The organism is Variovorax sp. GW821-FHT09D07, assembly GCF_059416345.1.
The window spans coordinates 151,823-177,903 of sequence record NZ_JBWKOY010000004.1; the positions used below are offsets into that span (position 1 = coordinate 151,823).

Annotated in this window: 23 protein-coding genes; 9 read left to right on the plus strand and 14 right to left on the minus strand. The window is 69.8% G+C overall.

The window, feature by feature from the left end; all coding sequences use genetic code 11:
• Positions 1-68: 68 nt before the first annotated feature.
• From AC07OX_RS16390 to AC07OX_RS16415, 6 genes are all read left to right on the plus strand, one after another.
• Positions 69-848: an esterase/lipase family protein gene (locus AC07OX_RS16390; protein WP_095948796.1), complete on the plus strand. Its 780-nt coding sequence runs from the start codon at positions 69-71 to the stop codon at positions 846-848.
• A 44-nt stretch (positions 849-892) separates the two neighbouring features.
• A complete protein-coding gene (locus AC07OX_RS16395) occupies positions 893-2,605 on the plus strand; it encodes a long-chain-fatty-acid--CoA ligase (protein WP_495261175.1) in 1,713 nt (570 codons plus the stop codon).
• Positions 2,606-2,657: 52 nt separating this feature from the next.
• Entirely contained in the window at positions 2,658-4,274 is a 1,617-nt protein-coding gene (locus AC07OX_RS16400; protein ID WP_495261174.1) for a wax ester/triacylglycerol synthase family O-acyltransferase, read from the plus strand.
• A 48-nt stretch (positions 4,275-4,322) separates the two neighbouring features.
• Positions 4,323-5,663 carry an MFS transporter gene (locus tag AC07OX_RS16405; RefSeq protein WP_495261173.1) on the plus strand — a complete coding sequence of 447 codons (1,341 nt, stop codon included), beginning with the start codon at positions 4,323-4,325 and terminating at the stop codon, positions 5,661-5,663.
• Positions 5,664-5,708: 45 nt separating this feature from the next.
• A complete protein-coding gene (gene phaP / locus AC07OX_RS16410; RefSeq protein WP_062482377.1) occupies positions 5,709-6,158 on the plus strand; it encodes a TIGR01841 family phasin in 450 nt (149 codons plus the stop codon).
• 175 nt (positions 6,159-6,333) lie between these two features.
• The gene (locus AC07OX_RS16415; protein WP_495261172.1) at positions 6,334-7,011 is read left to right on the plus strand and encodes a peptidoglycan DD-metalloendopeptidase family protein; all 678 of its coding nucleotides are present in this window, start codon (positions 6,334-6,336) and stop codon (positions 7,009-7,011) included.
• A 13-nt stretch (positions 7,012-7,024) separates the two neighbouring features.
• Here AC07OX_RS16415 and AC07OX_RS16420 read toward each other — a convergent pair whose 3' ends face one another.
• The 12 genes from AC07OX_RS16420 to AC07OX_RS16475 form a co-directional block, all read right to left on the minus strand.
• Complete coding sequence (locus AC07OX_RS16420) at positions 7,025-8,233, minus strand: PrsW family intramembrane metalloprotease (RefSeq protein WP_495261171.1); 1,209 nt, start codon at positions 8,231-8,233, stop codon at positions 7,025-7,027.
• Positions 8,230-8,790 carry a hypothetical protein gene (locus AC07OX_RS16425; RefSeq protein WP_062482400.1) on the minus strand — a complete coding sequence of 187 codons (561 nt, stop codon included), beginning with the start codon at positions 8,788-8,790 and terminating at the stop codon, positions 8,230-8,232. Before AC07OX_RS16425 ends, AC07OX_RS16420 begins: the two co-directional genes overlap by 4 nt.
• A gap of 59 nt (positions 8,791-8,849) precedes the next feature.
• Positions 8,850-10,091 carry a porin gene (locus AC07OX_RS16430; protein ID WP_495261170.1) on the minus strand — a complete coding sequence of 414 codons (1,242 nt, stop codon included), beginning with the start codon at positions 10,089-10,091 and terminating at the stop codon, positions 8,850-8,852.
• 58 nt (positions 10,092-10,149) lie between these two features.
• A complete protein-coding gene (locus AC07OX_RS16435) occupies positions 10,150-11,160 on the minus strand; it encodes a YeiH family protein (protein WP_495261169.1) in 1,011 nt (336 codons plus the stop codon).
• Between the two features lie 7 nt (positions 11,161-11,167).
• A complete protein-coding gene (locus AC07OX_RS16440; RefSeq protein WP_139702679.1) occupies positions 11,168-12,139 on the minus strand; it encodes a quinone oxidoreductase family protein in 972 nt (323 codons plus the stop codon).
• A gap of 42 nt (positions 12,140-12,181) precedes the next feature.
• Complete coding sequence (locus tag AC07OX_RS16445) at positions 12,182-12,739, minus strand: RBBP9/YdeN family alpha/beta hydrolase (RefSeq protein WP_487849125.1); 558 nt, start codon at positions 12,737-12,739, stop codon at positions 12,182-12,184.
• A 14-nt stretch (positions 12,740-12,753) separates the two neighbouring features.
• The gene (locus AC07OX_RS16450; RefSeq protein WP_307587191.1) at positions 12,754-13,737 is read right to left on the minus strand and encodes a tripartite tricarboxylate transporter substrate binding protein; all 984 of its coding nucleotides are present in this window, start codon (positions 13,735-13,737) and stop codon (positions 12,754-12,756) included.
• Between the two features lie 42 nt (positions 13,738-13,779).
• Positions 13,780-14,838 carry a beta-keto acid cleavage family enzyme gene (locus AC07OX_RS16455; protein WP_495261168.1) on the minus strand — a complete coding sequence of 353 codons (1,059 nt, stop codon included), beginning with the start codon at positions 14,836-14,838 and terminating at the stop codon, positions 13,780-13,782.
• Between the two features lie 55 nt (positions 14,839-14,893).
• The gene (locus AC07OX_RS16460; RefSeq protein ID WP_495261167.1) at positions 14,894-15,802 is read right to left on the minus strand and encodes a TauD/TfdA dioxygenase family protein; all 909 of its coding nucleotides are present in this window, start codon (positions 15,800-15,802) and stop codon (positions 14,894-14,896) included.
• Between the two features lie 137 nt (positions 15,803-15,939).
• Positions 15,940-18,645: a winged helix-turn-helix domain-containing protein gene (locus tag AC07OX_RS16465; protein ID WP_495261166.1), complete on the minus strand. Its 2,706-nt coding sequence runs from the start codon at positions 18,643-18,645 to the stop codon at positions 15,940-15,942.
• Positions 18,646-18,691: 46 nt separating this feature from the next.
• On the minus strand, positions 18,692-19,723 hold the full coding sequence (locus AC07OX_RS16470) for an AraC family transcriptional regulator (RefSeq protein WP_495261165.1): 1,032 nt from the start codon (positions 19,721-19,723) through the stop codon (positions 18,692-18,694).
• Positions 19,724-19,746: 23 nt separating this feature from the next.
• Positions 19,747-20,718 (minus strand): quinone oxidoreductase family protein, encoded by a 972-nt coding sequence (locus AC07OX_RS16475; RefSeq protein WP_495261164.1) that lies wholly within the window; start codon positions 20,716-20,718, stop codon positions 19,747-19,749.
• Between the two features lie 197 nt (positions 20,719-20,915).
• Between AC07OX_RS16475 and AC07OX_RS16480 the strand changes: the two genes are divergently transcribed.
• The 3 genes from AC07OX_RS16480 to AC07OX_RS16490 are packed head-to-tail and all read left to right on the plus strand — an operon-like array spanning position 20,916 to position 23,869.
• Positions 20,916-21,887 (plus strand): Bug family tripartite tricarboxylate transporter substrate binding protein, encoded by a 972-nt coding sequence (locus tag AC07OX_RS16480; RefSeq protein ID WP_139702685.1) that lies wholly within the window; start codon positions 20,916-20,918, stop codon positions 21,885-21,887.
• Positions 21,888-21,918: 31 nt separating this feature from the next.
• A complete protein-coding gene (locus AC07OX_RS16485; RefSeq protein ID WP_495261163.1) occupies positions 21,919-22,761 on the plus strand; it encodes a TauD/TfdA dioxygenase family protein in 843 nt (280 codons plus the stop codon).
• 49 nt (positions 22,762-22,810) lie between these two features.
• On the plus strand, positions 22,811-23,869 hold the full coding sequence (locus AC07OX_RS16490) for a beta-keto acid cleavage family enzyme (RefSeq protein ID WP_070062068.1): 1,059 nt from the start codon (positions 22,811-22,813) through the stop codon (positions 23,867-23,869).
• A 94-nt stretch (positions 23,870-23,963) separates the two neighbouring features.
• Here the strand turns inward: AC07OX_RS16490 and AC07OX_RS16495 are convergent, their stop codons facing one another.
• Both AC07OX_RS16495 and AC07OX_RS16500 read right to left on the minus strand, forming a co-directional pair.
• Positions 23,964-25,004: an AraC family transcriptional regulator gene (locus AC07OX_RS16495; RefSeq protein WP_062477242.1), complete on the minus strand. Its 1,041-nt coding sequence runs from the start codon at positions 25,002-25,004 to the stop codon at positions 23,964-23,966.
• A 28-nt stretch (positions 25,005-25,032) separates the two neighbouring features.
• Positions 25,033-26,013, minus strand: coding sequence for a Bug family tripartite tricarboxylate transporter substrate binding protein (locus AC07OX_RS16500; protein WP_495261162.1), 981 nt, complete (start codon positions 26,011-26,013; stop codon positions 25,033-25,035).
• Positions 26,014-26,081: the final 68 nt, after the last annotated feature.

Below are 26,081 nucleotides of genomic sequence, written 5' to 3' on the forward strand. Positions count from 1 at the left end.
CTGCACGTCGGGCTTTTTCTTCGCTTCTCTTTTTTCTCTTTCCCTTTCCCTCCACTCCCGAGATGACCATGACCGAATCTTCTTCGATGGCCCCGCCGTCCCGTCGCCTGCTGATGCTCGAGTGGCGCGCCGTGGCGGAGCTGTCCGCGTTCTTCACCATGGCCCCGATGCTGCGCATGGCGCCCGCGGGCGACGGGCATCCCGTGCTCGTGCTGCCCGGCCTTTCGGCGAGCGATGCCTCGACGCAACCGCTGCGCGCTTTCCTGCGCGACCGCGGCTACCGCGCGCACGGATGGAAGCTCGGCCCCAACTTCGGCCCGCGCCCCGGCGTGGAAGACCAGATGCAGGAGCGCCTGGCCGAGCTGCACGAGCGCTACCAGCGCAAGGTGAGCATCGTCGGCTGGAGCCTGGGCGGCGTGTTCGCACGCGAGCTGGCACGCCGCGCGCCTTCGCAGGTGCGCAGCGTCATCACGTTGGGCAGCCCGTTCGCGGGCGAGCCGCGCGCGAGCAACGCCTGGCGGCTGTACGAGATGGTGAGCGAGCGCAAGGTCGAGGACTGGCCCGAGCGCGAACGCATGCGCACGCCGCCGCCCGTGCCGGCCAGCGCCATCTACAGCCGCAGCGACGGCATCGTGGCCTGGCAGGGCTGCCGCGAACGCGAGACCGCGACCTCGGAAAACATCGAGGTCGAGGGCAGCCACTGCGGCCTCGGCCACAACCCGGTGGTGCTCTATGCCATCGCCGACCGGCTCGCGCAGCCCGAGGGCCAGTGGAAGCCGTTCCGCCGAGAAGGCCTGCGCCGCCTGCTGTACCTCGATCCGCACCGCGACGTGCGCAAGGCCGCCTGACGCGTCGCATCACCAACTCACTCACTCACTTCCTGGAGACGCACATGAACAGCAAGCCCTGGCTGGCTTCCTACCCCGAAGGCGTGGCGTGGGACCACGCGATCACGCCCACCTCGGTCCAGCAGATCCTGGCCGACGCCGTGGCCGGTTTTCCCGACCGGCCGGCCATCGACTTCATGGGCAAGCGCCTGAACTACCGCGAGCTCGGTGCGCTGGTCGACCGCGCCGCCAAGGGGCTGCAGGCCCTGGGCGTGCGCCCCGGCGTGCACGTCGGCCTGTTCCTGCCCAACACGCCGCACTACCTGGTCGCGCTGTTCGGCGTGCTGCAGGCGGGTGGCACGGTGGTCAACTACTCGCCGCTCGATGCGGCGAAGGTGCTCGAGCACAAGATCGAGGACAGCCAGACCGACTTCCTCATCACGCTCGACCTGGCGGCGCTGTATCCGCAGATGGCCGCCATGCTCGGCAAGACGCGGCTGAAGAAGCTCATCGTCGGCAACCTCGCCGAGATGACGGGCGCGCCCGAGCAGGTGGCCGCGCAGATGAAGGCGAAGAACGAAACGGTCGAGATCTCCGGCGACGAGCACCACCTGCGTTTTTCCGAACTGCTCGACAACGACGGCCGCTACACGCTGCACCCCATCGGCGATCCGCGCGAGGCGCTGGCCATCCTGCAGTACACGGGCGGCACCACCGGCCTGCCCAAGGGCGCGATGCTCACGCACGCCAACCTGTCGTCGGCCTGCGAGCAGGTGGTGATCACGCAGTCGGGCACGCCGCCCGTGCTGCAGATGGGCACCGAGCGGCTGCTCGCGGTGCTGCCGCCGTTTCACATCTACGCGCTCACGGTCAACCTGCTGCTGGGCGTGCGCCTGGCGGCCGAGATCGTGCAGCACCTGCGCTTCGACCCCAAGGCCGCGCTGCGCGACATCGCCGAGAAGAAGCTCACCACCTTCTGCGGCGTGCCCACCATGTTCACCGCGGTGATCGGCGACCCCGACACGCCGCAGTACGACCTGCACTCGCTCAAGCTGTGCAACTCGGGCGGTGCGCCGCTGCCGATGGAGGTCGGCGAGCGCTTCCGCGCCATCACCGGCACCTGGCTGGCCGAAGGCTGGGGCATGACCGAAACCTCGCCCACCGGCACCTTCTCGCCCGCGCACGGCCAGCGCAAGGCGGGCTCGTGTGGCATTCCGCACCCGGGCGTGGTCATCAAGATGCTCGACCTCGAAGACCCCACGCGCTACGTGCCGCTGGGCGAGAAGGGCGAGATGTGCATCCAGGGCCCCAACGTGATGAAGGGCTACTGGAACAAGCCCGAGGCCACGGCCGACAGCACCACCTTCGACGGCTTCTTTCGCACCGGCGACGTGGGCTACATGGACGAGGACGGCTTCGTCTTCATCGTCGACCGCTGCAAGGACATGCTGCTGTGCAGCGGCTACAACGTCTATCCGCGCGTGCTCGAAGAGGCCATCTACCAGCACCCGGCGGTGCACGAGGTGGCGGTGATCGGCGTGCCCGACGAATACCGCGGCCAGTCGCCCAAGGCCTTCGTCACGCTCAAACCCGGCGCCGAGGCCTTCGACATCAAGGCCCTGCAAACCTTTCTCAAGGAGCGCGTGGGCAAGCACGAGATGGTGCAGGCCCTGGAGATCCGCGCCGCGCTGCCCAAGACGGCGGTGGGCAAGCTCTCCAAGAAAGACCTCGTGGACGAAGAGCTGCGCAAGCAGGCCGTCGCCGCGGCCACCGCCTGAGCGCGCGCATTCCCCAATTCCCACCGATCCCACCGACGAAAGAGGCCACGCCATGGACCACCTGAGCAGCATGGACGCGTCGTTCCTGCACCTTGAAACTCCCGAGACGCCGATGCACGTCGGCAGCCTCATGCTCCTGGACCTGCCCGAGGGCTACCGGGGCGACTACTACGAAGACGTGAAGGGCATGCTGGGCAAGCGGCTGCACCTGGCGTCGGTGCTCACGCGCAAGCTCGCGCAGATGCCCTTCGAGCTGGCCGAGCCGGTGTGGATCGACGACGACGACATCGACCTGGACTACCACGTGCGCAGCCTCACGCTGCGCCGCCCCGGCACCATGGAGCAGCTGCACCACCTCGTGGCGCGCCTGCATTCCAGCCTGCTCGACCGCAGCCGCCCGCTCTGGGAGATGTACGTCATCGAAGGCCTGGAGAACGGCCAGGTGGCCTTCTACACCAAGGCCCACCACAGCGGCGTCGACGGCAAGGCCGGCACCGAGCTGGCCAAGGTGCTCTACGACACCACGGCGCAGATGCGCGAGGTGCCGCCCGCGCGCCGCAAGCGCGGCAGCGGCAGCCACTACCAGCTCGGCGTGGCCGAGCTGCTGCAGGCGGCGGTGTCGAACTCGGCGCGCCAGTACCGCAAGCTCGCCGAGCTGCTGCCGGCGGCCGCGCGCGCGCTCACGGCGGCCGGCAGCGTGCTGGCGAGCCAGCAGACCGGCAAGGGCGAGCGCCGCCTGAGCCTGGGCATGGCGCCCAAGAGCATGTTCAACGACGCCATCACCAACCAGCGCTCGTACAGCACGATGTCGCTGCCCTTCGACGAGCTCAAGGCGCTGGGCAAGCGCGTGGGCGGCACCGTCAACACCATCGTGATGGCGATGTGCAGCGAGGCGCTGGCCCGCTTCCTGAAGGAGCGCAACCTGCTGCCGAAAGAAGCGCTGATCGCCGGCGTGCCCGTGAGCCTGCGCGCCGAGGGCGACGACTCGATGAACAACCAGGTGTCGATGGTGCGCGTCGACCTGGCGACCGACATCGGCGACGCGGCCGAGCGCTTCAAGGCGATCCATGCCTCGTCGGAGGCGGCCAAGGCCGTGGTGCGCGAGCTCAAGCCCGTGCTCGGCGTGGACATGCCGATCACCGGTTCGCCCTGGCTCATGACCAGCCTGGCGTCGCTGTACGGGCGCTCCAACCTGGCGCGCCGCGTGCCGCCCGCGGCCAACGTGCTGATCTCGAACGTGCCGGGGCCGGGCGCCACGCTCTATGTGGCGGGCGCGCGGATGATGCACTTCTACCCCGTGTCGATCCCGTACCACGGCAGCGCGCTCAACATCACGGTGCAGAGCTACGCGGGCTCGCTCGACTTCGGCCTCACGGCCTGCCGACGCATCCTGTCGCAGGAAGAGTCGTACGAGCTGATCGGCCACCTGCGCGCGGCGCTGCGGCAGATCGAGCGGCTGCCCAGCGTCGAGAGCGCGGCCAAGCCGGCGGTCGCGAAAGAGGCGCCAGCCGAGGTCGTGCCCGCCAAGGCCCCGCGCCGCGCGAAGGCGCCGGCCGCCGCCAAGCCGCGTGCCACCGCTGCAGCGGCCGCACCCGCCAGCAAGAAGCCCCGCGCGCCGCGCAAGCCGGCCGCGCCTGCCAAGGGCAAGCGCGCTGCCGCCGCTGCCTAGCCTTCCCGCCGATTCCTTCACCGACCGACCCCAAAGGAAAGCAAGACCATGACCCCCACTTCTGCGCAGGCCCCCGCCCGCGCGCCGTACAACGCGGCGGACGAGGCTTTGTTTTCGAAGGTCAGCTGGCACCTGCTGCCGCTGTTGATCCTCTGCTACATCGTCGCCTTCATCGACCGCATCAACATCGGCTTTGCGCAGCTGCAGATGAAGCAGACGCTGGCCTTCAGCAACGAGGCCTATGCGCTGGGCGCGGGCATCTTCTTCATCGGCTACTTCCTCTTCGAGGTGCCAAGCAACCTCATGCTCGAGAAGATCGGCGCGCGCAAGACGCTGCTGCGCATCATGTTCTGCTGGGGGCTCGTGGCCTCGGCCATGATGTTCGTGGAGACCACCACGCAGTTCTACGTGCTGCGCTTCCTGCTGGGCGCGTTCGAGGCAGGCTTCTTCCCGGGGATCATCCTGTACCTCACCTACTGGTACCCCTCGGCGCGGCGCTGCAAGGTGATCTCGATCTTCATGACGGCCACGGCCATCGGCTACCTGCTGGCCGGCCCGCTGTCGGGCTGGATCATGAAGTACATGAACGGCCTGGGCGGCCACCACGGCTGGCAGTGGCTGTTCGTGGTGCAGGGGCTGCCGGCCTCGGTGCTGGGCATCGTCGCGTTCTTCTACCTCAAGGACAAGCCCGAGCAGGCCGGCTGGCTCACGCCGTCCGAGAAGCTCGCGCTGCGCCACCACCTGGACAACGAGCCGCATGCCGTGGAGACCGCGTCGCACGGTTCGTTCTGGGCACTGCTGCGCGACCCCAAGGTGTTCACGATGGCCTTCGTGTACTTCCTGTTCCTGGGCGCCAACTACACGCTGGTGTTCCTGGTGCCCACGCTCATCAAGAACTGGGGCGTGGGCGACGTGTTCATGGTCGGCCTGCTGTCGGCCATCCCGGCGGTCTTCGGTGCTGTCGGCATGGTGTTCATCGGGCGCAGCTCCGACAAGCACCTGGAGCGGCGCAAGCACTTCTTCTTCTGCGTGGCGCTGGCCTCGGCGGGCCTGCTGGTGGCCGTCTTCAGCGGCGGCAACCTGGTGCTGGCGCTGGCGGGCCTGGCGGTGATGAGCATCGGCCAGTCGGCCAACACGCCGATCTTCTTCGCGGCCATCAGCGAGTACCTGCCGCGCAAGTCGGCGGCCGGCGGCATCGCGCTGATCAGCAGCCTGGGCAACCTCGGGCCCGCCGTGATGCCGGTGATCACCGCGTGGATCACCACCGCCACCGGCAGCTCGGACAACAGCATGTTCCTGGCGATCGGGCTGTGGCTGCTGTCCGGCGTGGTGCTGCTGCGCGTGATGCGGCCCGCCGCCGCCGGGCGCACGCAGTTCGCGCCGGCCTGATTTTTTTGTTACCCGCTATTTCATTCACACAAGGAGATTCGATCCATGGCAACCAGCAAGACCGCAGCCAACGCCAACCCGCTCTTTCCCACGGCGCTGCCGTCGATGGAAGACTTCAGCAAGCTGATCGAGCAGCTCAAGCTGCCCGGCGTGGACGTCGGCGCGCTCGTGGAATGGCAGCGCAAGGACATGGAGGCGCTGGCCGAGGCCAACCGGCAGGCCTACGAGGGCATCCAGTCGCTGGCGCAGCGGCGCGGCGAGATCCTGCGCGACACGCTGGCCCAGTGGCAGGACGCACTGAAGGACGCCACCGGCAAGGACGCGATCTCCAAACAGGCCGAGGTCGCGCAGCGCGGCGTGCAGCAGGCCGTCGACAACTTCCGCGAACTGGCGCAGCTGGAAGCGCAGGCGCGCAACAACAGCTGGAAGGTGGTGCAGGACCGCCTGAACGAGAACATGGCCAACCTGCAGCAGCTGCTGCAGCCGAAGAAATAGGGACGCTCCCGCGGACGCAATGTCCGCGCAACGACTGCTGGTAGCCTTGCCGGATTGTTCAGGCGCGCCTCGCCCCGCGAGGTCGCGCGATCCGGATGAATCAGAAAGGACTCAGCGCGTGGTTGTGACAGGGAGAAGATGGGGCGCGTGCGCCGCGTTGACGGCGGCATTGCTGGTGGGCGCATGCTCCACCACGCCCAGCACGCCGGTGGCGGGCCCCGGCGAGTACGTCGTGCAGACGGGCGACACGCTCTACCGCATCGCGCAGCGGCACGGCCGGACGACGGCCGAGATCGCCCGCTGGAACCAGATCAAGGACCCCGACCAGCTCGAAGCCGGGCAGGTGCTGCGCGTGGTGCCGCCCGGCGGCGCCGCGACGGGAGCCGCCACGCCCCCGCCGCGCAGCAGCGGCGGCAGCGGCAGTGCCGAAAAAGCCAAGCCCACGCCCGCACCCCGCGAGCGCGATCCCGTGGTGCCGCCCGCGTCGCGGCGCAGCGACTGGGGCTGGCCGACGCAAGGCGCGGTCATCGCCGGCTTCAACGGCAACAGCAACAAGGGCCTGGACATCGGCGGCAGCAGCGGCGAGCCCGTGCATGCCATCGGCGCCGGCTCGGTGGCTGCGACGGAGACGATGCGCGGCTACGGCAGCGTCATCATGGTCGACCACGGCGGCTCCTACATGTCGATCTACACCAACGTGGGCACCGTGGGCGTGAAGCAGGGCCAGCGCGTGCAGCGCGGCCAGAAGATCGCCGAGATCGGCCCGGCGGAGGGCGGCCGCGCCAAGCTGCACTTCGAGATCCGCTACCGCGGCAAGGCCGTCGATCCGCGCCTGTACCTGCCGGCGAAGTAAGCGGAGCGGGCCTTCAGCCCTGCAGCCGGGTGAGCAGATCGAGCTCGGCCCGCAGGCGCCGCACCGCGACTTCATGGCGCCGCGTCTGCGGCCCGCGCCCGTGCGTGCCGGCCTTCAGGATGAGCCGCAGCTGCTCGCGCTGCAGCTGTGCCTTCAGGCGCCGGGCGCGCTTGCCGAATTCCTTGCCCATGTCGCGGCGCACGCGGTAGCGCAGCAGCGGCGCGCCCAGGCGCACCCATTCGTCGTCGCGGATCAGCTCGCGTTCGGGCACGAAGTAGGCCGCCAGCGCGTGCAGGTAGGTGCCGTTCTCGCGTGCGGCGGCGCGCCAGACGAAGGCGGCGGCGATCACCACCGGAATGCCCTTGACGATCAGCAGCAGCGCGATGCCGACAAAGCCGTCGTCGAAGCGGTCTTCGAGCAGCGGCGAGTTCCAGATGAAATGCATCGCCCACGCCAGCGCGAAGTAGAAGAGGGCGCAGCCGATGCGCGCCGCCATCGAACGCTGCGGGTTCAGCAGGAACCACGCCACGCCGAACGAGGCGATGGTCGTGTAGGCCGCGTGGCTCCACAGCCCGCTCAGCAGCCCGCGCATCAGCAGGTGGTAGAGCACCGGGTACACCTGGTTCTCGAGCGGGAAGTTCACGGCGCTGTTCACCGTGTAGCTCAGGTTCTCGATCACCTGGAAGCCCAGCCCGGCCATGGCGCCGACGATCAGCACCGACAGATACGTTTCGAACTGGTTGCGCGCGATCAGCACCAGCAGGATCACGCCCGCGAGCTTCAGGAATTCTTCGGTGATCGGCCCCGCGATGGCCGGCCCCCACGCCGCCACGAACTCCGGCGACACCAGCTTGGCGCACAGGCTCTGGATGGCAATGTTGGCCGGCGCCGCGAAGTACACCGCGCCCAGCCCGCCCCACGCAAAGGCCAGCACGTAGGCTTCGGGCGGGTGCTGCTCCAGCAGGTCGAGCGTGCGGAAAAACAGCACGAAGGCCGCCGTGTAGCCGCCCCACACCAGCAGGCCCAGCAGCGCGGTGACGGGCACCACGCGAAAGCCCAGCGAGAACATCGACACCGTGTAGAACAGCCCGTTGAGGATCAGCGCCGCCAGCAGCCAGAAGGCGGCGCGCTGCGGCTGGAAGAACGAGTCGGTGCCGATGGGCCAGTCGGCGTCTTCCTGCGTGGCAACTGTGGTTTCGGTGGCTTCGGTGGTGGTGCTCACAGCGGTGCCTCCAGGTCCATCGAGTCGAGCATCCTGCGGGCGTCGGCCAGCGCTTCGTTGAAGCCGTCGGTGGGGCCGTACACGTCGATCTGCACCAGCGAGCGGCGCGGCGTGTCGACCACCTGCCAGAAGCGGCCGGCGAGCTTGGCGCCGTAGTAGGCGAAGGTCTTGCCCTGCAGGCCCCAGCCGGTGACGAAGTCGGACACGTCGCCCTCGACGGTCAGGCCCTGGCCGCGCTCCATGAGCCGTTGCTGGCGCACCATCGGGCCGTCGGGCCCGCCCATCCACAGGCGCGTGGTCACGAGGAACTTGTGGCCGCCCTTGAAGAGCATGAGCGACTGGCCGGCCTTGGAGCGCGACACGTCCATCTGCCAGCCCGGCGCGGGCTCGAAGCGCGCGTGGGCGACCGACACCGTCTCGCCCGCGGGCAGCGGCCGGCTGCCGGGCGTGTGGTTGTTCCAGAAGGTGAGGCCGCCGACGTACGCGGCAATGGCCAGGAGGATCGCGAGCGCGCCCGGCCAGGTGCGGTACGGGATGCGGCGGGACGGTTGAAGCATCCGTGGATCGTGCCACACCGAAGCGACGGCGCGGGGGCGCCGCCGCTGTTGTCAGGCGCTCAGAACGTCATGCGAATACCAACGTCGTAGCCCAGCGCGCGGTGCGGCTGCATGCCGTTGGTGGTCGCGTAGGCCGGCTGCGGGAAGATCGCCGGCAGGCTCAGCACCAGCGGCGTCACGCCCATCACCGTCGGGTTGTTGCGGCCGTTGGCGATGTGGATGCGCGCCACCGAGGCATACAGCGCCGTGCGCTTGGAGAGGTTGTGCACGTAGCCCAGCGCCAGCTTGTTGACCGACGAGTTGCCGTCGGGCAGGCCCAGGCCGTTGACGAAGCGCACGCGTGCATACGAGGCGCGCACCACGCCCGCGCCCAGCGGCACGTTCACGCCGGCCATGAGGCCGTCGTAGCGGTCGCTCAGATGCAGCGCGCCGTTCGCGAAGGGCGCGGCGCTGTGGCGCACGTCGCGCACGCGCGACCACTCGCCGAACACCTTCACCACGCCGAAGTCGTACGAGGCGCCCAGGTTCAGGCTCTTGATCTTCTCGCTCTGCGCGGCGGCGCTGGCCAGCGTGCTCTCGCCGTAGCCCAGCGCCACGTCGGCCGGGCCGCTGGCCCAGCCGATGCGCCCGCCCACGTAGCGCCCGCGCTGCGAAGGGCTGTCGGGCGTGTTGCTGACCTTGGTGTTCTCGTGCAGCGCGTACTGCACCTGGCCGTAGAAGCCGCCCAGGTTCGGCGGCAGGAAGTAGCTGATGGCGTTGCTCGTGCGCAGGTAGCTGTCGGTGCCGGCCGAGAGCCCGCCGTTCAGCAGGCCGCCCGTGGCCAGCGCGCGCGAGGCCGCGATGTTGCTGTTGACCACCGCGATCAGGTTGGTGCCCACGCCGTTGACGCTGAAGGGGTCGAACACCGCGTCGTTCCAGAACGAGGCCGTGTAGTCGCGGCCCAGGCGCACTTCACCGAAGGGCCCGCTGAGGCTCAGCGTGGAGCGGCGTCCGAAGTTCGTGATGCCGCTGCCCGTGTCGTTGCTCAGCGGCGCTTCCAGCCAGAAGCTCGCGGCCAGCCCGCCGCCCAGGTCCTCGGTGCCGCGAAAGCCGATGCGACTCGACGCATTGCCCGAGGGCGACAGCACGGTCTGGCTCTGGCGCAGCTCGGCCGGGCGCAGCGGGTTGTACGAACTGCTGGTGGTGCGGTAGTGGCTCACGCCCGCGTCCATCACGCCGAACAGCGTGAGCGAGGATTGGGCGAGGGCGCTGCCGGCAGCAAGGGTCGCGGCTGCGGCGGCGATGAGGGTCTTCTTCTTCATGGTCTTGTCTCCTGGTTGTTGTGTGTGTTGTCGTCTCTGTCGTCGTGGGGGCTGTGTGTCAGGGCACCCAGCGCAGCAGCGCGAGCACCAGCGCGGCGATGAAGACGGTCTCGCCGACCATCAGCATCACCGGCTTGAGGCCCACGTCGACCAGCTCGCGCAGCTGCGTCTTCATGCCGATGCCGGCCATGGCCGCCACCAGGAACCAGCGCGACAGGTCGCTGCCCGCGGTGGCGAGGGGCGGCGGTAGCCAGCCCGTGCTATTGAGCGCCACCAGCGCGGCGAAGGCCACCGCGAACCACGGCAGCAGCGGCGGGCGCTGGCCGCCCACGGCCTTGCCGGTGGCGCGCGTGAACATCACGGCGAACAGGATCACCGGCAGCAGCGCCGCCACGCGCATCAGCTTGACCAGCGTGGCCGTGTCGCCCGTGGCCTGCGATATGCCGTAGCCCGCGCCCACCACCTGCGCCACGTCGTGGATGGTGGCGCCCAGGAACACGCCGGCCGTGTGCGCGTCCATGCCCAGGGCGCGCGCGATCAGGGGGTAGGCGATCATCGTGAGCGTCGACAGCGCCGACACGCCCACCACCGTGAACAGCGTGGCGCGTTCCTTCAGCGGATGCGGCGGCAGCGCCGCGGCCAGCGCCAGCGCGGCCGAGGCGCCGCAGATCGCGGTGGCGCCGCCGCTGAGCAGGCCGAACAGCACGTTGAAGCCCATCAGCCGCGCCACGACCATCGACACGCCGATGGTCAGCACCAGCGACACCGCCACCAGCAGCACCGGGTGCCAGCCCAGCGCCACCACCTGCGCGGCCGTGATGCGCAGCCCCAGCAGCGCCACGCCCCAGCGCAGCACGTGGCGCGCGGTGAACTCGATGCCGGGCTTGCACGGGCCCTCGGCCGAAAGGAAGTTCATCGCCATGCCGAGGATGAGCGCGAACAGCATCACCGGCGCACCGTAGTGCTGCGACAGAAAGGTGGACGCGGCGGCGACCACCGCGCAGGCGAGCACGCCCGGAAAGAGCAGGCGGCCGCGCGCCGGCCATGCGGCGACAGACAAGGCGGTCATGGAAACCTCAGGGGACGAGCACGGTGGCGCCGGTGGTCTTGCGCCCTTCGAGCGCGCGGTGTGCCTCGGCGGCGTCGGCCAGTGCGAAGCTCTGCTGCGGTTCGCTCACGATGCGGCCGGCCAGCACGTGGCCGAAGAGTTCGTCGGCCATCGACAGCATGTGCGGGCGCGGGTGGATGTAGTGAACCATCGCGGGCCGCGTGAGCCAGATCGAGCCCTTCGCGGCCAACAGCTTGGTGTCGAGAACCACGGCGCCAGAAGACGTGCCGTTGCTCACGAGCGTGCCGCGCGGCTGCAGGCAGTCGAGCGAGGCCTCGAGCGTGTCCTTGCCCACCGAGTCGTACACCACGGGCACGCCCTTGCCCTCGGTGATCTCGCGCACGCGCTGGGCGATGTTTTCGCGCGAGGTCACGATGGTGTGCGTGCAGCCGTTGGCCTTGGCGACGGCGGCTTTCTCGTCGGTGCTGACGGTGCCGATCATCGTGACGCCCATGGCGCGTGCCCACTGACAGGCGATGAGGCCCACACCACCGGCGGCTGCGTGGTACAGGATCGTCTCGCCACCCTTCAGTGGATAGACCTGCCGGAACAGGTACTGCGCCGTCATGCCCTTCATCATCAGCGTGGCAGCGGTGCGATCGGAGATGCCATCGGGCAGCGGGATCAACACATCGGCCGGCATCACACGCACTTGCGAGTACGCCCCTTGCGGCCCGATGAGGTAACCCACGCGATCACCCACGCGGATGTCGGTCACGCCCGGCCCCACGGCCTCGACCACACCCACGGCATCGGAACCGAGCCCGTTGGGCAGTGCGAGCGGATAGCGCCCGGTGCGGAAATAGATGTCGATGAAGTTGACGGCGATGAGGCTGTGGCGCACGCGCGCCTGGCCGGGGCCGGGCTCGCCGACCTCGACGTGTTCGAGCTTGAGCACGTCGGCGCTGCCGGTCTCGTGGAAGCGGATGGCTTGGACCATGGGAATTTCTTTCGGTGTAAAGGGCAGGCGGGCAGAAAGGGCTCAGCCCGCCGAGAGTTCGTCGATGAAGGCCTGCGCGCCCGGCCATTCGCCGTAGCCCGAGGCGGGGTTGAGGTGGCCGACCTCGCCGAGGTCGACCAGCCGGCTGCCCCAGCCCTGCGCCATCTGCACCACGCGATCGAACGGCGCCAGCGGGTCGTTGCGGCTGGCCGCCACGATGCTCGGGAACGGCAGCGGCCCGCTGGGCACCGGCAGCCAGCCGCCGGCGCGCAGGGCCTCGACGCTGGGGTAGCCCTCGGGCATCGGCCGTTCGAAGTCGGGCGGCGTGGCCAGCAGGGCGCCGCGCACCGGCCGGCGCGTGCGCTGCGCCCAGTGCGCCAGCATCACCACGCCGCCGCTGTGCGCCACGATGACCAGCGGCCCCTCGACCGCCTGCGCCTCGCGCTCGATGGCCGCCACGCGCGCGGCGCAGTCGAGGTCGTCGCGGCCCATGGGCGGCACCGCGCGCACGCGCGGCAGGCGTGCGGCGAGCAGGGTCTGCCAGTGGCTGGCGACGGCGTCGCGCAGGCCCGGAACGATGAGGACGGTGGGAGCAGTCATGTCGGCCTGCACCCTCACTGGTTGAGCTGGATGTTGTAGGTCTTGACGATCCGCGCGTTGCGCTCGTACTCGTCGTGCGTGATCTTCGCGAGCTGCTCGGGGCTCTCGCTGGTCATCGGCACGAAGTTCTGCGCGATGAGCCGCTCCCGCACCTTCGGCGAGGAGGCGGCCTTGGTGAGGACCGCATTGATCCGCTTGACGAGGTCGTCGGGCATCCTGGCCGACACGATGGCGCCGGCCCAGTTCGAGAAGTCGATCTCGTCGAAGCCCTGCTCGGCCATCGTGGGCACCTCCGGCAGCTGGGCCAGCCGGGTCTTGGCCCCGACCCCGAAGACCTTCACCTTGCCGGCCTTGATCAGCGGCAGCGACGTGACGATGCCGTCGAACAGGATGTCGACCTGGCTGCCCATCAGGTTCTGCAGCGCCGGCGGCGAGCCCGGGAACGGCACGTGCTGCAGGTCCAGCCCCGCCTTGCGGGCAAAGATGGCGCCGGCGTAGTGCGAGCTGGTTCCCGCGGAGTACGAGGCGTAGCTGCCCGGGCTGCCCTTGCCGGTCTTCAGGTAGGCGATGAGTCCCTTCAGGTCGTTGGCTGGCACCGACGGCGCGCTCACCAGCACCATCGCCGAGCGCGCCACCATGGTCACCGGCTTCACGTCCTTGACCGGGTCGAAGCTGGTCTTCATCACCAGGGGAATCTCGGTCAGGATGTTGCTGACCATGAACATGATGGTCTGCCCGTCGGGCGGTGCGCTGTTGAGCGCCTGCACCCCGATGGCGCCACCGGCGCCCGGCTTGTTGTCGACGATCACCGGCTGCCCGATCTCGGCCGAAATGGCGTCGGACAACACGCGCGCCACGACGTCCATGGTGCCGCCCGCGGGCGCCGGCACCACGATCCGCACCGGCTTGGTGGTCCAGGCATGGGCGAGCAGGGGCGCGGCGGCCAGGGCGGCTGCCCAGGGCTTCAGGCGGCGAAGGATGTTGTGGGTTTTTTTCATCGCGATGTCTCCAGGTGTTCCGGTGCCGGGGGTGTGCGGTGCTCAGGCCGCCTTGCGCAGGAAGCCCTGCTGCGCGCCGTTGCGGTTCGGCGCGAAGCCGTTGGCCGCCAGCGATTCCTCGACGGTGTCGTAGAACACGCCGATCTTCGAAATCTCGCGCGCCTGCTTGGCGGTGGCGATGGGGCGCCCGAACTGGCGCGAGATGGCCACCAGCTGCTCGACCTGCGCCACCGTGCCCATCTTGGCGGAGCGCGACTGGTTCCAGAGGTTGTCCTCGATGCCGCAGCGCACGTGCAGGCCCATGGCGATGCCCATCATGTTCACGGGCAGCACGTTGCGCATGGAGCTTTCCACCGTGAGCACGGCGCCGTCGGGCACGGCGCGCACGAAGTTGGCCAGGCTGTAGATGTTGGGCACGTCCATGCCGCCGCCGATGGCCACCCAGTTCATGACCAGCGGGCCCTTGTAGACGCCGCGGCGCATCAGCCGCTCGACCGAGTCGAAGCTGTTGATGTTGTAGCACTGGAAGGCGCTCTGGATGCCCGCCTTGGTGAGGCGGCGGATGTGCTCCTCGGCCCAGCCCGGCTGCGCGGGCACGGTCATTTCCTTGTAGGCGCGGTAGACCTCGGGGTCTTCCATCGAAGTGCCCCGGGTGTCGGCGTCGTCCCAGTGCTCGACCACGTTCATCTGCGAGGTGTTGATGGTCACCGTCACCTGGTCGGGCGTGGGCTCCAGCTCGGCCAGCATGTGGCGCGTGTCGTCGCTGAGCCACTTGGCGGCGGCGCCTTCGCTCTCGGGCGCGAAGCTGATCGAGCCGCCCACCTGGATGATCATTTCGGGCACGCGTGCGCGCACGCCGGCGATCAACTCGTTGAACTTGGACAGGCGCTTGCTGCCCTTGCCGTCGAGCTCGCGCACATGCAGGTGCAGCACCGTGGCGCCGGCGTTGTAGCAATCGACCGCCTTCTGGATCTGCTGCGCCATGGTGACGGGAATGTCTTCCGGAAAGTCGGCGGGCACCCACGACGGTGCGTAGGGCGCGGCGGTGATGACCAGCGGTTGCTGGTTTTCGGGGAACAGATGGCCGTCGAGAAAGTTCATGGCAGGACCTCGGGAGAAAGGAAGAAGGAAGGGAGAGGGCGCAGGACGTGCCCGCTCAGAAGACCGCTTCGCCGACGATGCCGGCGCGTTCCATCTTTCGATGGCAGGGCGGGTAGTCCATGACCGCGTAGTGCTGGGTCGAACGGTTGTCCCACATGGCCACGTCGCCCGGCTGCCAGCGCCAGCGCACCTGGTACTCGGGGATCTGCACCTGGCTCACGAGGTAGGCCAGCAGCAGGGCGGCGCCGGGCTGGTAGTCCTGCCCGTAGCGCACGTTGGCCGGCGTGTGGAAGTTGGTGAAGTGGGTCGTGAAGCCGTTGACGAACAAAATCTTCTCGCCCGTGTCGGGGTGCGTGCGCACCACCGGGTGCTCGGCGTCGGGAAACTGGGCCTTCAGCGCCAGGCGCTTCTCGATCGGCATCGCGGCCCCGAAGGTGGCCTCGATGCTGTGGCGCGCGCGCAGCCCCGCGATCTGCTGCTGGATGTGCGCGGGCAGCTTCTCGAAGGCCAGCGCCATGTTGGCCCACATGGTGTCGCCGCCCACCGGCGGGCATTCGACGCAACGCAGCACGCAGCCGAAGGGCGGCTTCTCGCGCCAGGTGGCGTCGGTGTGCCAGCTGTTCTCGTAGCGGTCGACCGGCGTCTCGGGGTTCTTGTAGATGCGCACCAGGCCCGGGTGCTCGGGGTCGCTGCCGACCACGGGGTGGTCCTCGAGCTCGCCGAAGTGGCGGGCAAACGTGACGTGCTCGGCGCGCGTGAGTTCCTGCTGGCGGAAGAACAGCACCTTGTGCTGCACCAGCAGCGCGCGGATCTCGGCCGCCAGGCCGGCGTCGCGCGAGGCCTCGGCCAGCGACACGTGGCGCAGTTCGGCGCCGATGGCGCAGGTCACGGGGTGGACCTGGAGGCCGCGCGTGTGCACGGCGGGGGCCCCGTTCGAGAGGCCTGGCTGGATCGTGGAACCCATTGTCTTGTCTCCTGTGCCGGTCGAGGAGGGCCGCTGTGCGGCGGTGACCGTGCTGGAAGCAAGAATAGGTCGGGGCCCCTGCGCGCGCCCCCTCCTCGCAGGAGGGGGAGGTGGCCCCGGAGGGGAGGGAGAAACCCTCAGTGCCCCGCGGCGAGCAGCCCCAGGATGCGCGCGCGCTGCACCACCTGCGTGCGCGTGCCGGCGTCGAGCTTGGCGAACAGGTTCTTCACATGCCACTTGACGGTGGTTTCGCCCACCTGCATGGCGCGCCCGATTTCCTTGTTCGACAGGTTGCGCGCCAGCAGCACCAGCACCTCGCCCTCCTTGGGCGTGAGCACGGCGCCGGGCGAGGCCGGTGCCGCAGGCGCGGGTGCAGGCGGCACGGCGGGCACCGTGGGCACGAGCGGCGCGACCGCGATCTCGGCCTGCGCGCCCTCGGCCGCGAGCGTGCCGACCCAGGCGCCCAGCTCGGGGTGCGCGTCGGAGAACACGCGCTGCAGTCCGTAGGCGCGCGCCAGGTCCATGGCCTCGCGCAGCAGCGCCTGCGCCGGCTGGCCGCAGCGCTCCAGCGCCAGCGCGCGCAGGCCCAGCAGTTCGATGTGCAAGCCGCCCTGCTTGCGCTGGCGCGCCTGTTCGTCGGCACGCGCCAGCTTCGCGAGGGCGTCGGACCAGTCGCGCGCGGCGATGGCCGCATGGGCGCGCGCCACGTCGCGCAGCGCTTCCACGCTGCGCCGCCACAGCGGGCCCCGCGGCAGCGTGGGGTCGGCCAGCTGCGCGTCGATGCGTTCGCACAGTTCGCGGCAGGTCTGGGCGCGGTGGCGCTGCGCATGCAGGCGCACCTGCTCGGCCAGGCTGGCGATGCGCAGCCGCGGCAGGCGCCGCGCGGCACCGGCCGCGTCCAGCGCGTCCAGCAGTTCCAGCGCGCGGTGCTCGGCGCCTTCGGCCGCCGCGATGCGCGCCGCCGTGCGGTAGGCCTGCAGCAGCGATTCGGGCAGGCCGCTGTGCTCCAGCACGTCGAGGCGGTCGGCCAGCAGCGTGGCGGCGTCGCCGGGCAGGTCGCGCTCCCAGGCCACCGACGCGAGCAGCGCGGCCAGGTTGCAGCTGAAGCGGTGGCGCCGGCCCATCTCGGCCTCGGCGCCGGCCACGGCCGGGCGCAGCAGCTGCTCGGCCAGCAGCACCTGGCCTTCCCACGCATAGCTCAGGCCGATGACCAGCTCGCTCCAGCGCCGGATGTAGTCGACGCCGTGGCCCGGGTGCCCGCGCAGGGCCTGCTGCTGGCGCAGGCGCGCGAGCGCTGGCTCGCCCTCGAGCAGCGCGCGGTAGGCCATGCGGTTGGCATGCGACTGCAGCAGCAGCGGGTCGGTCAGCGGCACGGCCTCGGTCCACGGCGCGTGCAGTTCGACGAAGCGGTCGGGGTCGTCCGCGAACACGGCGGCGCCGCCGAGGATCAGCGCGCATTCGCAGCGCAGCGCATCGCTCACATCGGGTTGCGCCAGGATGCGCGCCACGAAGCGGCCGGCTTCTTCGTGCCGCTCGCTCGATGCGAGCGTCCATGCCGCGGCGAGCAGCAGGCGCGGGCGGCGGTCGAGTTCGTCGGCGGGCATCTGCGCCATCCACTCGAGCACCGTGGCCTGCCGGCCGCGCCGCATGAGCGATTCGTAGAGGCTGCGCTCCGCGAGCTCGTAGGCGGTCTGGTGCTGGCCCGCGCTCAGCGCGTGGTGGGCGGCCTCGTCGAGCAGCTCGTGCGCGGCCAGCCACTGCGCCGCGCGCGCATGCGCCGCCACCTGCTCGGCGGCGTCGAGCGCGGCAAAACGCTGGCGCAGCACGTCGCGCACCAGCGCATGCATGCGCAGCCACTCGCCCCCTTCGGCGGCGGCGAACACCGGCGTGTCGTTGCTCAGCCGCGCCAGCCGCGCCGCGGCGTCGTCGACGCCGGAGACCGCGCGGCACAGCTCGGGGTGCAGCAGGTCGAGCACGGCGATGCGGGCCAGGAAGTCGCGGTCGTCGGGGTCGAGGTTGACCAGCAGCAGCCGCACCAGCTCGCCCTGCAGCTCGCCGGCGGCGGCCGTCATGTCGCCCAGCACCGTGTGCGCGGCGTGCGCGTCGGCCCCGCGCGCGATGATGGTCGTGGCCAGCTGCAGGCCCAGCGGCCAGCCTTCGGTCAGCTCGTGCAGCCGGGCGGCGGTGTTGCGGTCGACGCGCGCGCCGAAGCGCGCCTGCACCAGCTGCAGCGTCTCGTCGAGGCTGAACTTCAGCAGCGCCGGGCCGATCTCCACGCACTGGCCGTAGGCCACGAGGTCCTCGATGTCGAGCCGGCCGTCGGGGCGCGTGGCGATCAGCGTGCGCACGTTGGGCGGCGCGTTGCGCAGCAGGTAGGCCAGCGCCTCGCGCGAGGCGGGCGGCAGGCGGTCGGCCTCGTCGATGACCAGCACCACGTTCAAGGCCGCCTGCGCCAGTTCGGCCAGCAGCGCGGTGACGCTGCCCAGCGTGCCGGGCCGGTCGTCCTGGAACAGGCTGCGCCCGAACGCGGGGCGGCCCATGGCGACGCGCAGCGCCAGCGCCAGGCTCTGCACCAGCCGGCCCGGGTCGTCCTGGCTCTGCGCCGAGACCCAGCCCACCGGCACGCCCTGGCCCAGGTACTCCAGCCGCCACTGCGCCAGCAGCGAGGTCTTGCCGAAGCCCGAGGGCGCCTGCACCACGCACACCGCGTGGTCGCGCAGCGCGTCGGCGCTCGACAGGAGCCGCGCGCGCGAGACCAGGTGACGCGGGACACGGGGCGGCGTCACCTTGAGCAGCAGGTCGCGCGGGGCGCCGCTCGCATCGGGGGGCGGGAAAGTGGCCAAGGCTCGTTCGTGCTCGTGGAGGGAAGAACGGGCCCGATTCTCCACGTCAATCGCGCGAGGCCGAAGCGCGGCGCGGCGCCCCCCGCCGCGCGCGGCTGGCCTTCGCGCTGCAGCCGTACTGCGCATGGAACCAGCGCGACAGCCCGCTGGGCGCGCAGAAGCCGAGCAGGCCAGCGACCTCGGCCAGCGGACGGTCGCCCTCCAGCACGTGGCGCACGGCGAGCTCCTTGCGCACGTCGTTCACGATGGCCGAGAAGCTCTGCCCGTCGTGCGCGAGCCGGCGCTGGATCGTGCGGCATTCCACGCCCACGTGCGCCGACACCTGCGCGATGCTGCAGCGCCCGCTGGGCAGGAGCAGCAGCACCGCGCGCCGCACGTCGCCCGGCAGCGCGTCGCCGGGCGCAGGCGCCGCCGCGTCGAGCAGTTGCCGCGCATAGCGCGCCATGGCCGGGTCGGCCGAAGGGTTGGGCGCGTCCAGGTCGTCGCGCGCGCAGACGATGCCGTGGAAGTCCTGGTCGAAGGCGACGGCCGCGCCCAGCACGCGGTGGTGCGTGCGCAGGTCGCGCGGCGCGGGGTGCGCCAGGCACACGCGCCGGGGCTGCCAGTCGGCGCCGAGAAACTGGCGCAGCAGCCGCAGCATCACGCCCAGCGCGAGTTCGATGCGCTGGCGCGTGGCGCGGTGCGCCTTGCCGGGCTGCACTTCCTCGCGGATGAGCACCACCTGGCCGAAGGCCTCGACCATCAGCGACAGCGAGCCGTTGAGCAGCGGCTGGTAGCGCATCAGCACGTCGAGCGAATCGCGCAGCGTCGGCTGCTCGCGCACCAGCAGGCCGACGGCCCCGAGGTTCGACAGCCGCCGCCCCTCGGCCATGCACAGCCCGAAGGCTTCGTTGCCCGAACGCTCGGCCGAGGCCTGCAGCAGCGCGGCGACGCGGTCGACCGGGATCATCAGGTCGGGCTCGTCCAGCACGCGGGGACTCAGGCCGGCGTCCAGGAGCATGCGCGCCGGGTCGAGGCCGCTGGCGCGGGCGACCTCGCGGTAGTGGGTGAGGCTTGCCGCGCGGACCAGGGAAGACATCGCAAGTCCGCACGTGGTAGCTCTCAGGGCACGAGCACGGTGGCGCCGGTGGTCTTGCGACCTTCGAGGGCGCGGTGGGCTTCGGCCGCGTCGGCCAGTGCGAAGCTCTGCTGCGGCTCGCTCACGATGCGGCCGGCCAGCACGTGGCCGAAGAGTTCGTCGGCCATCGACAGCATGTGCGGGCGCGGGTGGATGTAGTGAACCATCGCGGGCCGCGTGAGCCAGATCGAGCCCTTCGCCGCCAACAGCTTGGTGTCGAGGACCACGGCGCCCGACGACGTGCCGTTGCTCACGAGCGTGCCGCGCGGCTGCAGGCAATCGAGCGAGGCCTCCAGCGTGTCCTTGCCCACCGAGTCGTACACGACGGGAACGCCCTTGCCGTCGGTGATCTCGCGCACGCGCTGGGCGATGTTCTCGCGCGAGGTCACGATGGTGTGCGTGCAACCGTTGGCCTTGGCGACGGCGGCCTTCTCGTCGGTGCTCACGGTGCCGATCATCGTGACGCCCATGGCACGCGCCCACTGACAGGCGATGAGGCCCACACCACCGGCCGCTGCGTGGTACAGGATGGTCTCGCCACCTTTCAATGGATAGACCTGCCGGAACAGGTACTGCGCCGTCATGCCCTTCATCATCAACGTGGCGGCGGTGCGATCCGAGATGCCATCGGGCAGCGGAATCAGCACATCGGCGGGCATCACGCGCACCTGCGAGTACGCACCCTGCGGCCCGATGAGGTAGCCCACGCGATCACCCACGCGGATGTCGGTCACGCCCGCTCCCACGGCTTCGACCACGCCCACGGCGTCGGAGCCCAAGCCGTTGGGCAGTGCGAGCGGATAGCGCCCCGTGCGGAAATAGATGTCGATGAAGTTGACCGCGATGAGGCTGTGGCGCACGCGCGCCTGGCCCGGGCCGGGCTCGCCGACCTCGACGTGTTCGAGCTTGAGCACGTCGGCGCTGCCGGTCTCGTGAAAGCGGATGGCCTGGTTCATGGTGCGTCTCCTGGGGTGTGCGGGGCTGGGATGGAACGGATTCTTGCGGCGCGTGGCGGCGGCGGGAAGCGTGGTCTTGGCGATGTCCCAAATTGGCAAATCGATGCCCCAATAAAGCAAGAAATGCGGGCGGGGTGCGCCGGATACTGGCGGCATCGGCCCACCGAGGCCAGCAAGACAACAACCGGAGACACCCCATGAAACTGCTGCAATTTGCACGCGCCGCCGCCGTGGCGCTGGTCGGATGCTCGATGGCCCTCGGGGCCTGGGCGCTGGGCGACAAGCCCGTCAAGCTCATCGTTCCCGCGCCGCCGGGCGGCACGATGGACATCGTGGCCCGCGTCGTCGGGCAGCAGATGGCGCTGGACATCGGCCGTCCCGTGATCGTCGAGAACCGCCCCGGCGCGGGCGGCTCCATCGGCCTGCAGGCCATGCTGCAGGCGCCGGCCGACGGCAACACCATCGTGATGGCCGCCAGCAACGTGCTGGCCGAGACGCCGCAGGTCGTGAAGATGCCTTTCGATCCGCTGAAGGACGTGGTGCCCATCGGCTCGGTGGCGCGCTCGGGCGTGGTGCTCGTCACGGCCGCGAACTTCCCGGCCAAGGATTTCCAGGGCCTCGTCGCCGAGCTGAAGACGCGCAAGGGCAAGGCCAGCTTCGCCAGCTACAGCCCCGGCACGGTGTCGCAGTACGCGGGCCTCATCCTCAGCGACCGCGCCGGGCTCGACCTGCAGCACATCGGCTACCCCGGCTCGCCGCCCGCGCTGCAGGACCTGCTGGGCGGCCAGGTCGACCTGATGTTCGACGGCATGCTCACCTCGATGCCGCTCATCAAGGCCGGCAAGCTGCGCCCCTATGCCTTCACCGGAAAGACCCGCTCGCGCTTCCTGCCCGACTTGCCCACCACCACCGAGCTGGGCTACCCCGACCTGCAGTTCCGCGGCTGGGTCGGCTTCATCGGTTCGGCCAAGCTGCCGGCCGACGTGATGGCCAAGCTCCATGCCGCGATCGAGAAGGCCGGCCAAGCGCCCGCCGTGCAGCAGAAGCTGCTCGACGTGGGCCTGGAGCCCGAACTCAGCGTCGACACGCCCGCGCTCATCGCCGAGACCAAGGCGCTGTCGGAGCGCAACGCCGCCATCGTCAAGAAGTACCGCATCCAGGCGAACTGAGCGGCACGCGCCATTCCATCGGAGACCTCTCATGAAGATCAGACCCCTCACGCCGTCCATCGGCGCCGAAATCTCGGACGTCCATTTGGGCGAGGCCTCGCGCGACCCCGAGTGCTTTGCGGCGATCCGCGCCGCGTTGCTCAAGCACAAGGTGCTTTTCTTCCGCGGCCAGGACATCGAGCGCGCCGAACACGTCGCCTTCGCACGCTGCTTCGGCGAACTGGAAGACCACCCCGTGGTCGGCAGCGACCCCGAGCACCCGGGCCTCGTGCGCATCTATCGCAGCGACAACAAGCACAGCTACGAGAACACCTACCACTGCGACGGCCTGTGGCGCCAGAGCCCCGCCATGGGCGCGGTGCTGCGCTGCATCGAATGCCCCGAGGTCGGCGGCGACACCATCTGGGTGAACATGGTGCAGGCGCACGACGAGCTGCCCGACGAGATCAAGCACAAGATCGGCAAGCTGCGCGCCAAGGCCAGCATCGAGCATTCGTTCGGCGCCGTGATGCCGATGGAAGCGCGCCTCAAGCTGGGCCAGGACCATCCGCCCGTGGAGCACCCCGTGGTGCGCACGCACCCCGAGACCGGCGAGAAGGTGCTCTACGTGGGCAGCTTCACCACGCACTTCGTGAACTACAGCACCCCCGAGAACGTGCGCCACGGCATCGACAAGACACCGGGTGCGGCGCTGCTGCTGAACTACCTGCTCAGCCGCGCCACCATTCCCGAGTACCAGGTGCGCTGGTCGTGGCAGCCGGGCGACGTGGTCGTCTGGGACAACCGCAGCACGCAGCACTACGCGCTGAACGACTACTGGCCCGCGCCACGAAAGATGGAACGCGCCGGCATCGTCGGCGACGTGCCGTACTGAACACCGCCGCCGCATCCGCCCCCGCCTCGCCACCTGACAGACGCACGCCATGAACTTCCTCGACGGCCACCTCTTTCCCGAAAACCAGCAGCCGCTGATCATCACCGCCGCGCCCTATGCACCGGGTTGGCTTCCTTCCGACTTCCCGGGCGAGATCCCGGTCACGATGGAAGAGCAGATCCAGAAGGCGGTCGACTGCTACAACGCCGGCGCGACGGTGCTGCACCTGCACGTGCGCGAACTCGACGGCAAGGGCAGCAAGCGGCTGTCGAAATTCAACGAGCTGATCGCCGGCGTGCGCGCGCGCGTGCCCGAAATGATCATCCAGGTGGGCGGCTCCATCAGCTTCGCGCCCGAGAGCGAAGGCGCCGCCGCCAAGTGGCTCAGCGACGACACGCGCCACATGCTGGCCGAGTTGGAGCCCACGCCCGACCAGGTGACGGTGACGGTCAACACCTCGCAGATGAACGTCACGGAGCACGCCGAGCTGGCGGACTTCAAGGGCACCTCGCGCGAGATCCCGGCCATCTTCGAGGCCTACAAGGAGATGACGGTGCCGGCGCAGCCGGGCTGGGTCGAGGAGCACATCCGCCGCCTCACCAAGGCCGGCATCCAGAGCGCCTTCCAGTGCTACAACATCAACAGCTTCGAGTCGGTCGAACGGCTCATGCGGCGCGGCGTCTACAAGGGTCCGCTGGTGATGAACTGGGTGGCCATCAGCGGCGGCATGGACGCGCCGAACATCTACAACCTCGCCAACTTCGTGCGCGCCGTACCCGACGGCGCCGTGCTCACGGTGGAAAGCTCGGTGCGCAACGTGCTGCCCGTGAACATGATGGGCATCGCCATGGGCCTGCACGTGCGCTGCGGCACCGAGGACGTGCTGTGGAACCAGACGCGCACCGCCAAGATCGGCACGGTGGCGCAGATCGAGCAGCTGGTGGCCATCTCGCGCCAGTTCGGCCGCCCCATCGCCACGGCGCAGCAGGCGCGCGAAATCTCCAAGATCGGCGTGTTTTACGAGACGGCCGAAGAGTCGCTCGCGGCCAACGGCTTCGCGCCGAACCGCAACGGAGGCAACCAGGGCTTCCTGCGCAAGGCGGCCTGAGAAGGACGATGGCGATCATGACGAGGCGTTTCACGCATGCCGCTTGGCGCCTGCTGGAGGGCATCGCACATGCCCTGCGCCACGAAGACCTGCTTCAAAACGCGCGCACCGCGCCCTGAGCCACCGCGCCGGCCGTCTGCTTGCTCCACTGCGAGGCGCTGCAGCCGAAGTGGTGGCGGAACCAGTGGCTGAAGCTGCTGGGCCCTGAAAACCCCAGCAGCTCGGCCACCTCGCTCAGCGGCAGGTCGCTGTCGCGCAGGTGGCGCTTCACGAGGTCGGAGCGCACGTCGTCGAGCAGGCGGCTGAAGGTGAGGCCTTCGGCCTCGAGCCGGCGGTGCAGCGTGCGGCGGTCCACGCGCAGGTGCCGCGCCACTTCCTGCGCGGTGCAGCCGCCGCCGGGCATGAGCGCGAGGATGAGTTCGCGGCAGGCCTCGCGCGTGCTCTCGCCGCGGTCTTTCAGTGCGGCTTCGAGGTACTCGCGCGCGAAACGCGCCACGCCCTGGTCGCCCGATTCGCGCGGCTTGCGCAGGTCGGCCGCCAGGCACACGAGGCCGTTGAAATCCTGGTTGAACTTGACGTTGCGCCCGAAGAAGGCGCGGTGCGCCGCCATGTCCGCCGGCGGACGGTGCGTGAAGCACACCTGCTGCGGGCGCCACTGCGGATCGATGAGCTCGCCGAGGATGCGGAACATGATGCCCACGGCCAGCTCCATCGACTGGCGCATCGGCAGCCCGGGGCTGGGCAGCAGGTCTTCCTGGATGATGACCATGTCGCCCGTGTCCTCCAGGCGAAAGCTCAGCGAGGCGTTCACCAGCTTCAGGTAGCGGCCCAGCGTGTCGAGCGCGTCGCGCGGCGTGGGCTCTTCCTTGAGCACGACGCTGATGGGCCCCAGCGCCGAGAGCTTGCGCTGCGCCGCCAGCCGCAGCGCGAAATCTTCGGTGCGCGTGGCGCGCGCGGTGATCTCGAGCAGCTCGCGCACCGCGTCGCCGGGGATCAGCGTCTCGGGGTGCTCGAGCAGCTGCGCCTTCAGCCCCACGGTGCGCATGAAGGCATGCGGGTCGCGGCCGAGCGACTGCACCAGCTCCACGTAGCCGCTGAGGCTCGCGCTGCGCATCAGTCGACCGAGGTGCTTCATGGTGGCTGTGGGAAGGGCCCCGTGATGTTCACTCGGGGCTGATCTTGAGTTGCAGTTTCTCGATGATGGCCCGATTGTGGGCGGTCGTGGCGTCCAGCGTCTGGCGCAGCTGCACCAGTGTCGCCTCGCGCGGCGGATCGTAATTCTGCGCGAGCAGCGCCTCGCGGAACTTCGGCGCCTGCACGGCCCGGGCCACCTCGGCGCGGATTTTCTCCTGCAGCGCCGGCGGCATGCTGCTGAGCACGAACACGCCCACGCTCGCGTCGGGCATCACGAAGTCGGGCAGGCCCAGCTCGCCGAAGGTGGGCACGTCGGGCAGGAAGCGCGAGCGCTTCGATGAGGCCACGGCCAGCGCCTTGATCTTGCCGCTGCGGATCAGCGAAGTGACGTTGCTCACCACCTCGAAGGTCAGCTGCACCTGGTTGCCCATGAGGTCGACCAGCGCCGGCGCCGAGCCCTTGTACGGCACCACGAGGATGTCGTTGCCGCTGCGGGCGCGCAGCATCTCGCCCAGCAGGTTGGAGCGCGTGCCCGTGCTCAGGTTGGCCACGCTGACCGAGCGCGGGTGCGTCTTGGCATGCGCCAGCAGGTCGTTCACCGTGTTCGGCGGGAAGCCGGCATTGGCCACCAGCACATGGAACATGCCCGTCACCTCGCCGACGTAGGTGAAGGTCTTGAGCGGGTCGAAGGGCGTCTTCACCGTGAGCGGAATGTCGGACAGCACGCTCGACGGTCCGACCATCAGCGTGTAGCCGTCGGCCGGCGCGGCCATCAGCGCGCGCTCGGCGATGACGGCGGAGCCGCCCGGCTTGTTGTCCACCAGCACGGTCTGGCCGAGGTTCGTGCGCAGCTGTTCGGCGAGCAGCCGCGCCGCCGCGTCGGAGATGCCGCCCGGCGGCGCGGGAACGATCAGCCGGATCGGCTTGTCGGGCCAGGCCTGGGCCGAGGCCGTGCCGCAGCACAGCGCGGCCAGGAAGAGAAGGGAGGCTCGCAGCAGATGCAGGCACATGGTTCGTCCTCAGGTGGAAGAGACAAGAAGGGCGTGCGGATTCTGTGGCGCCACCGCTGCTGGATGCT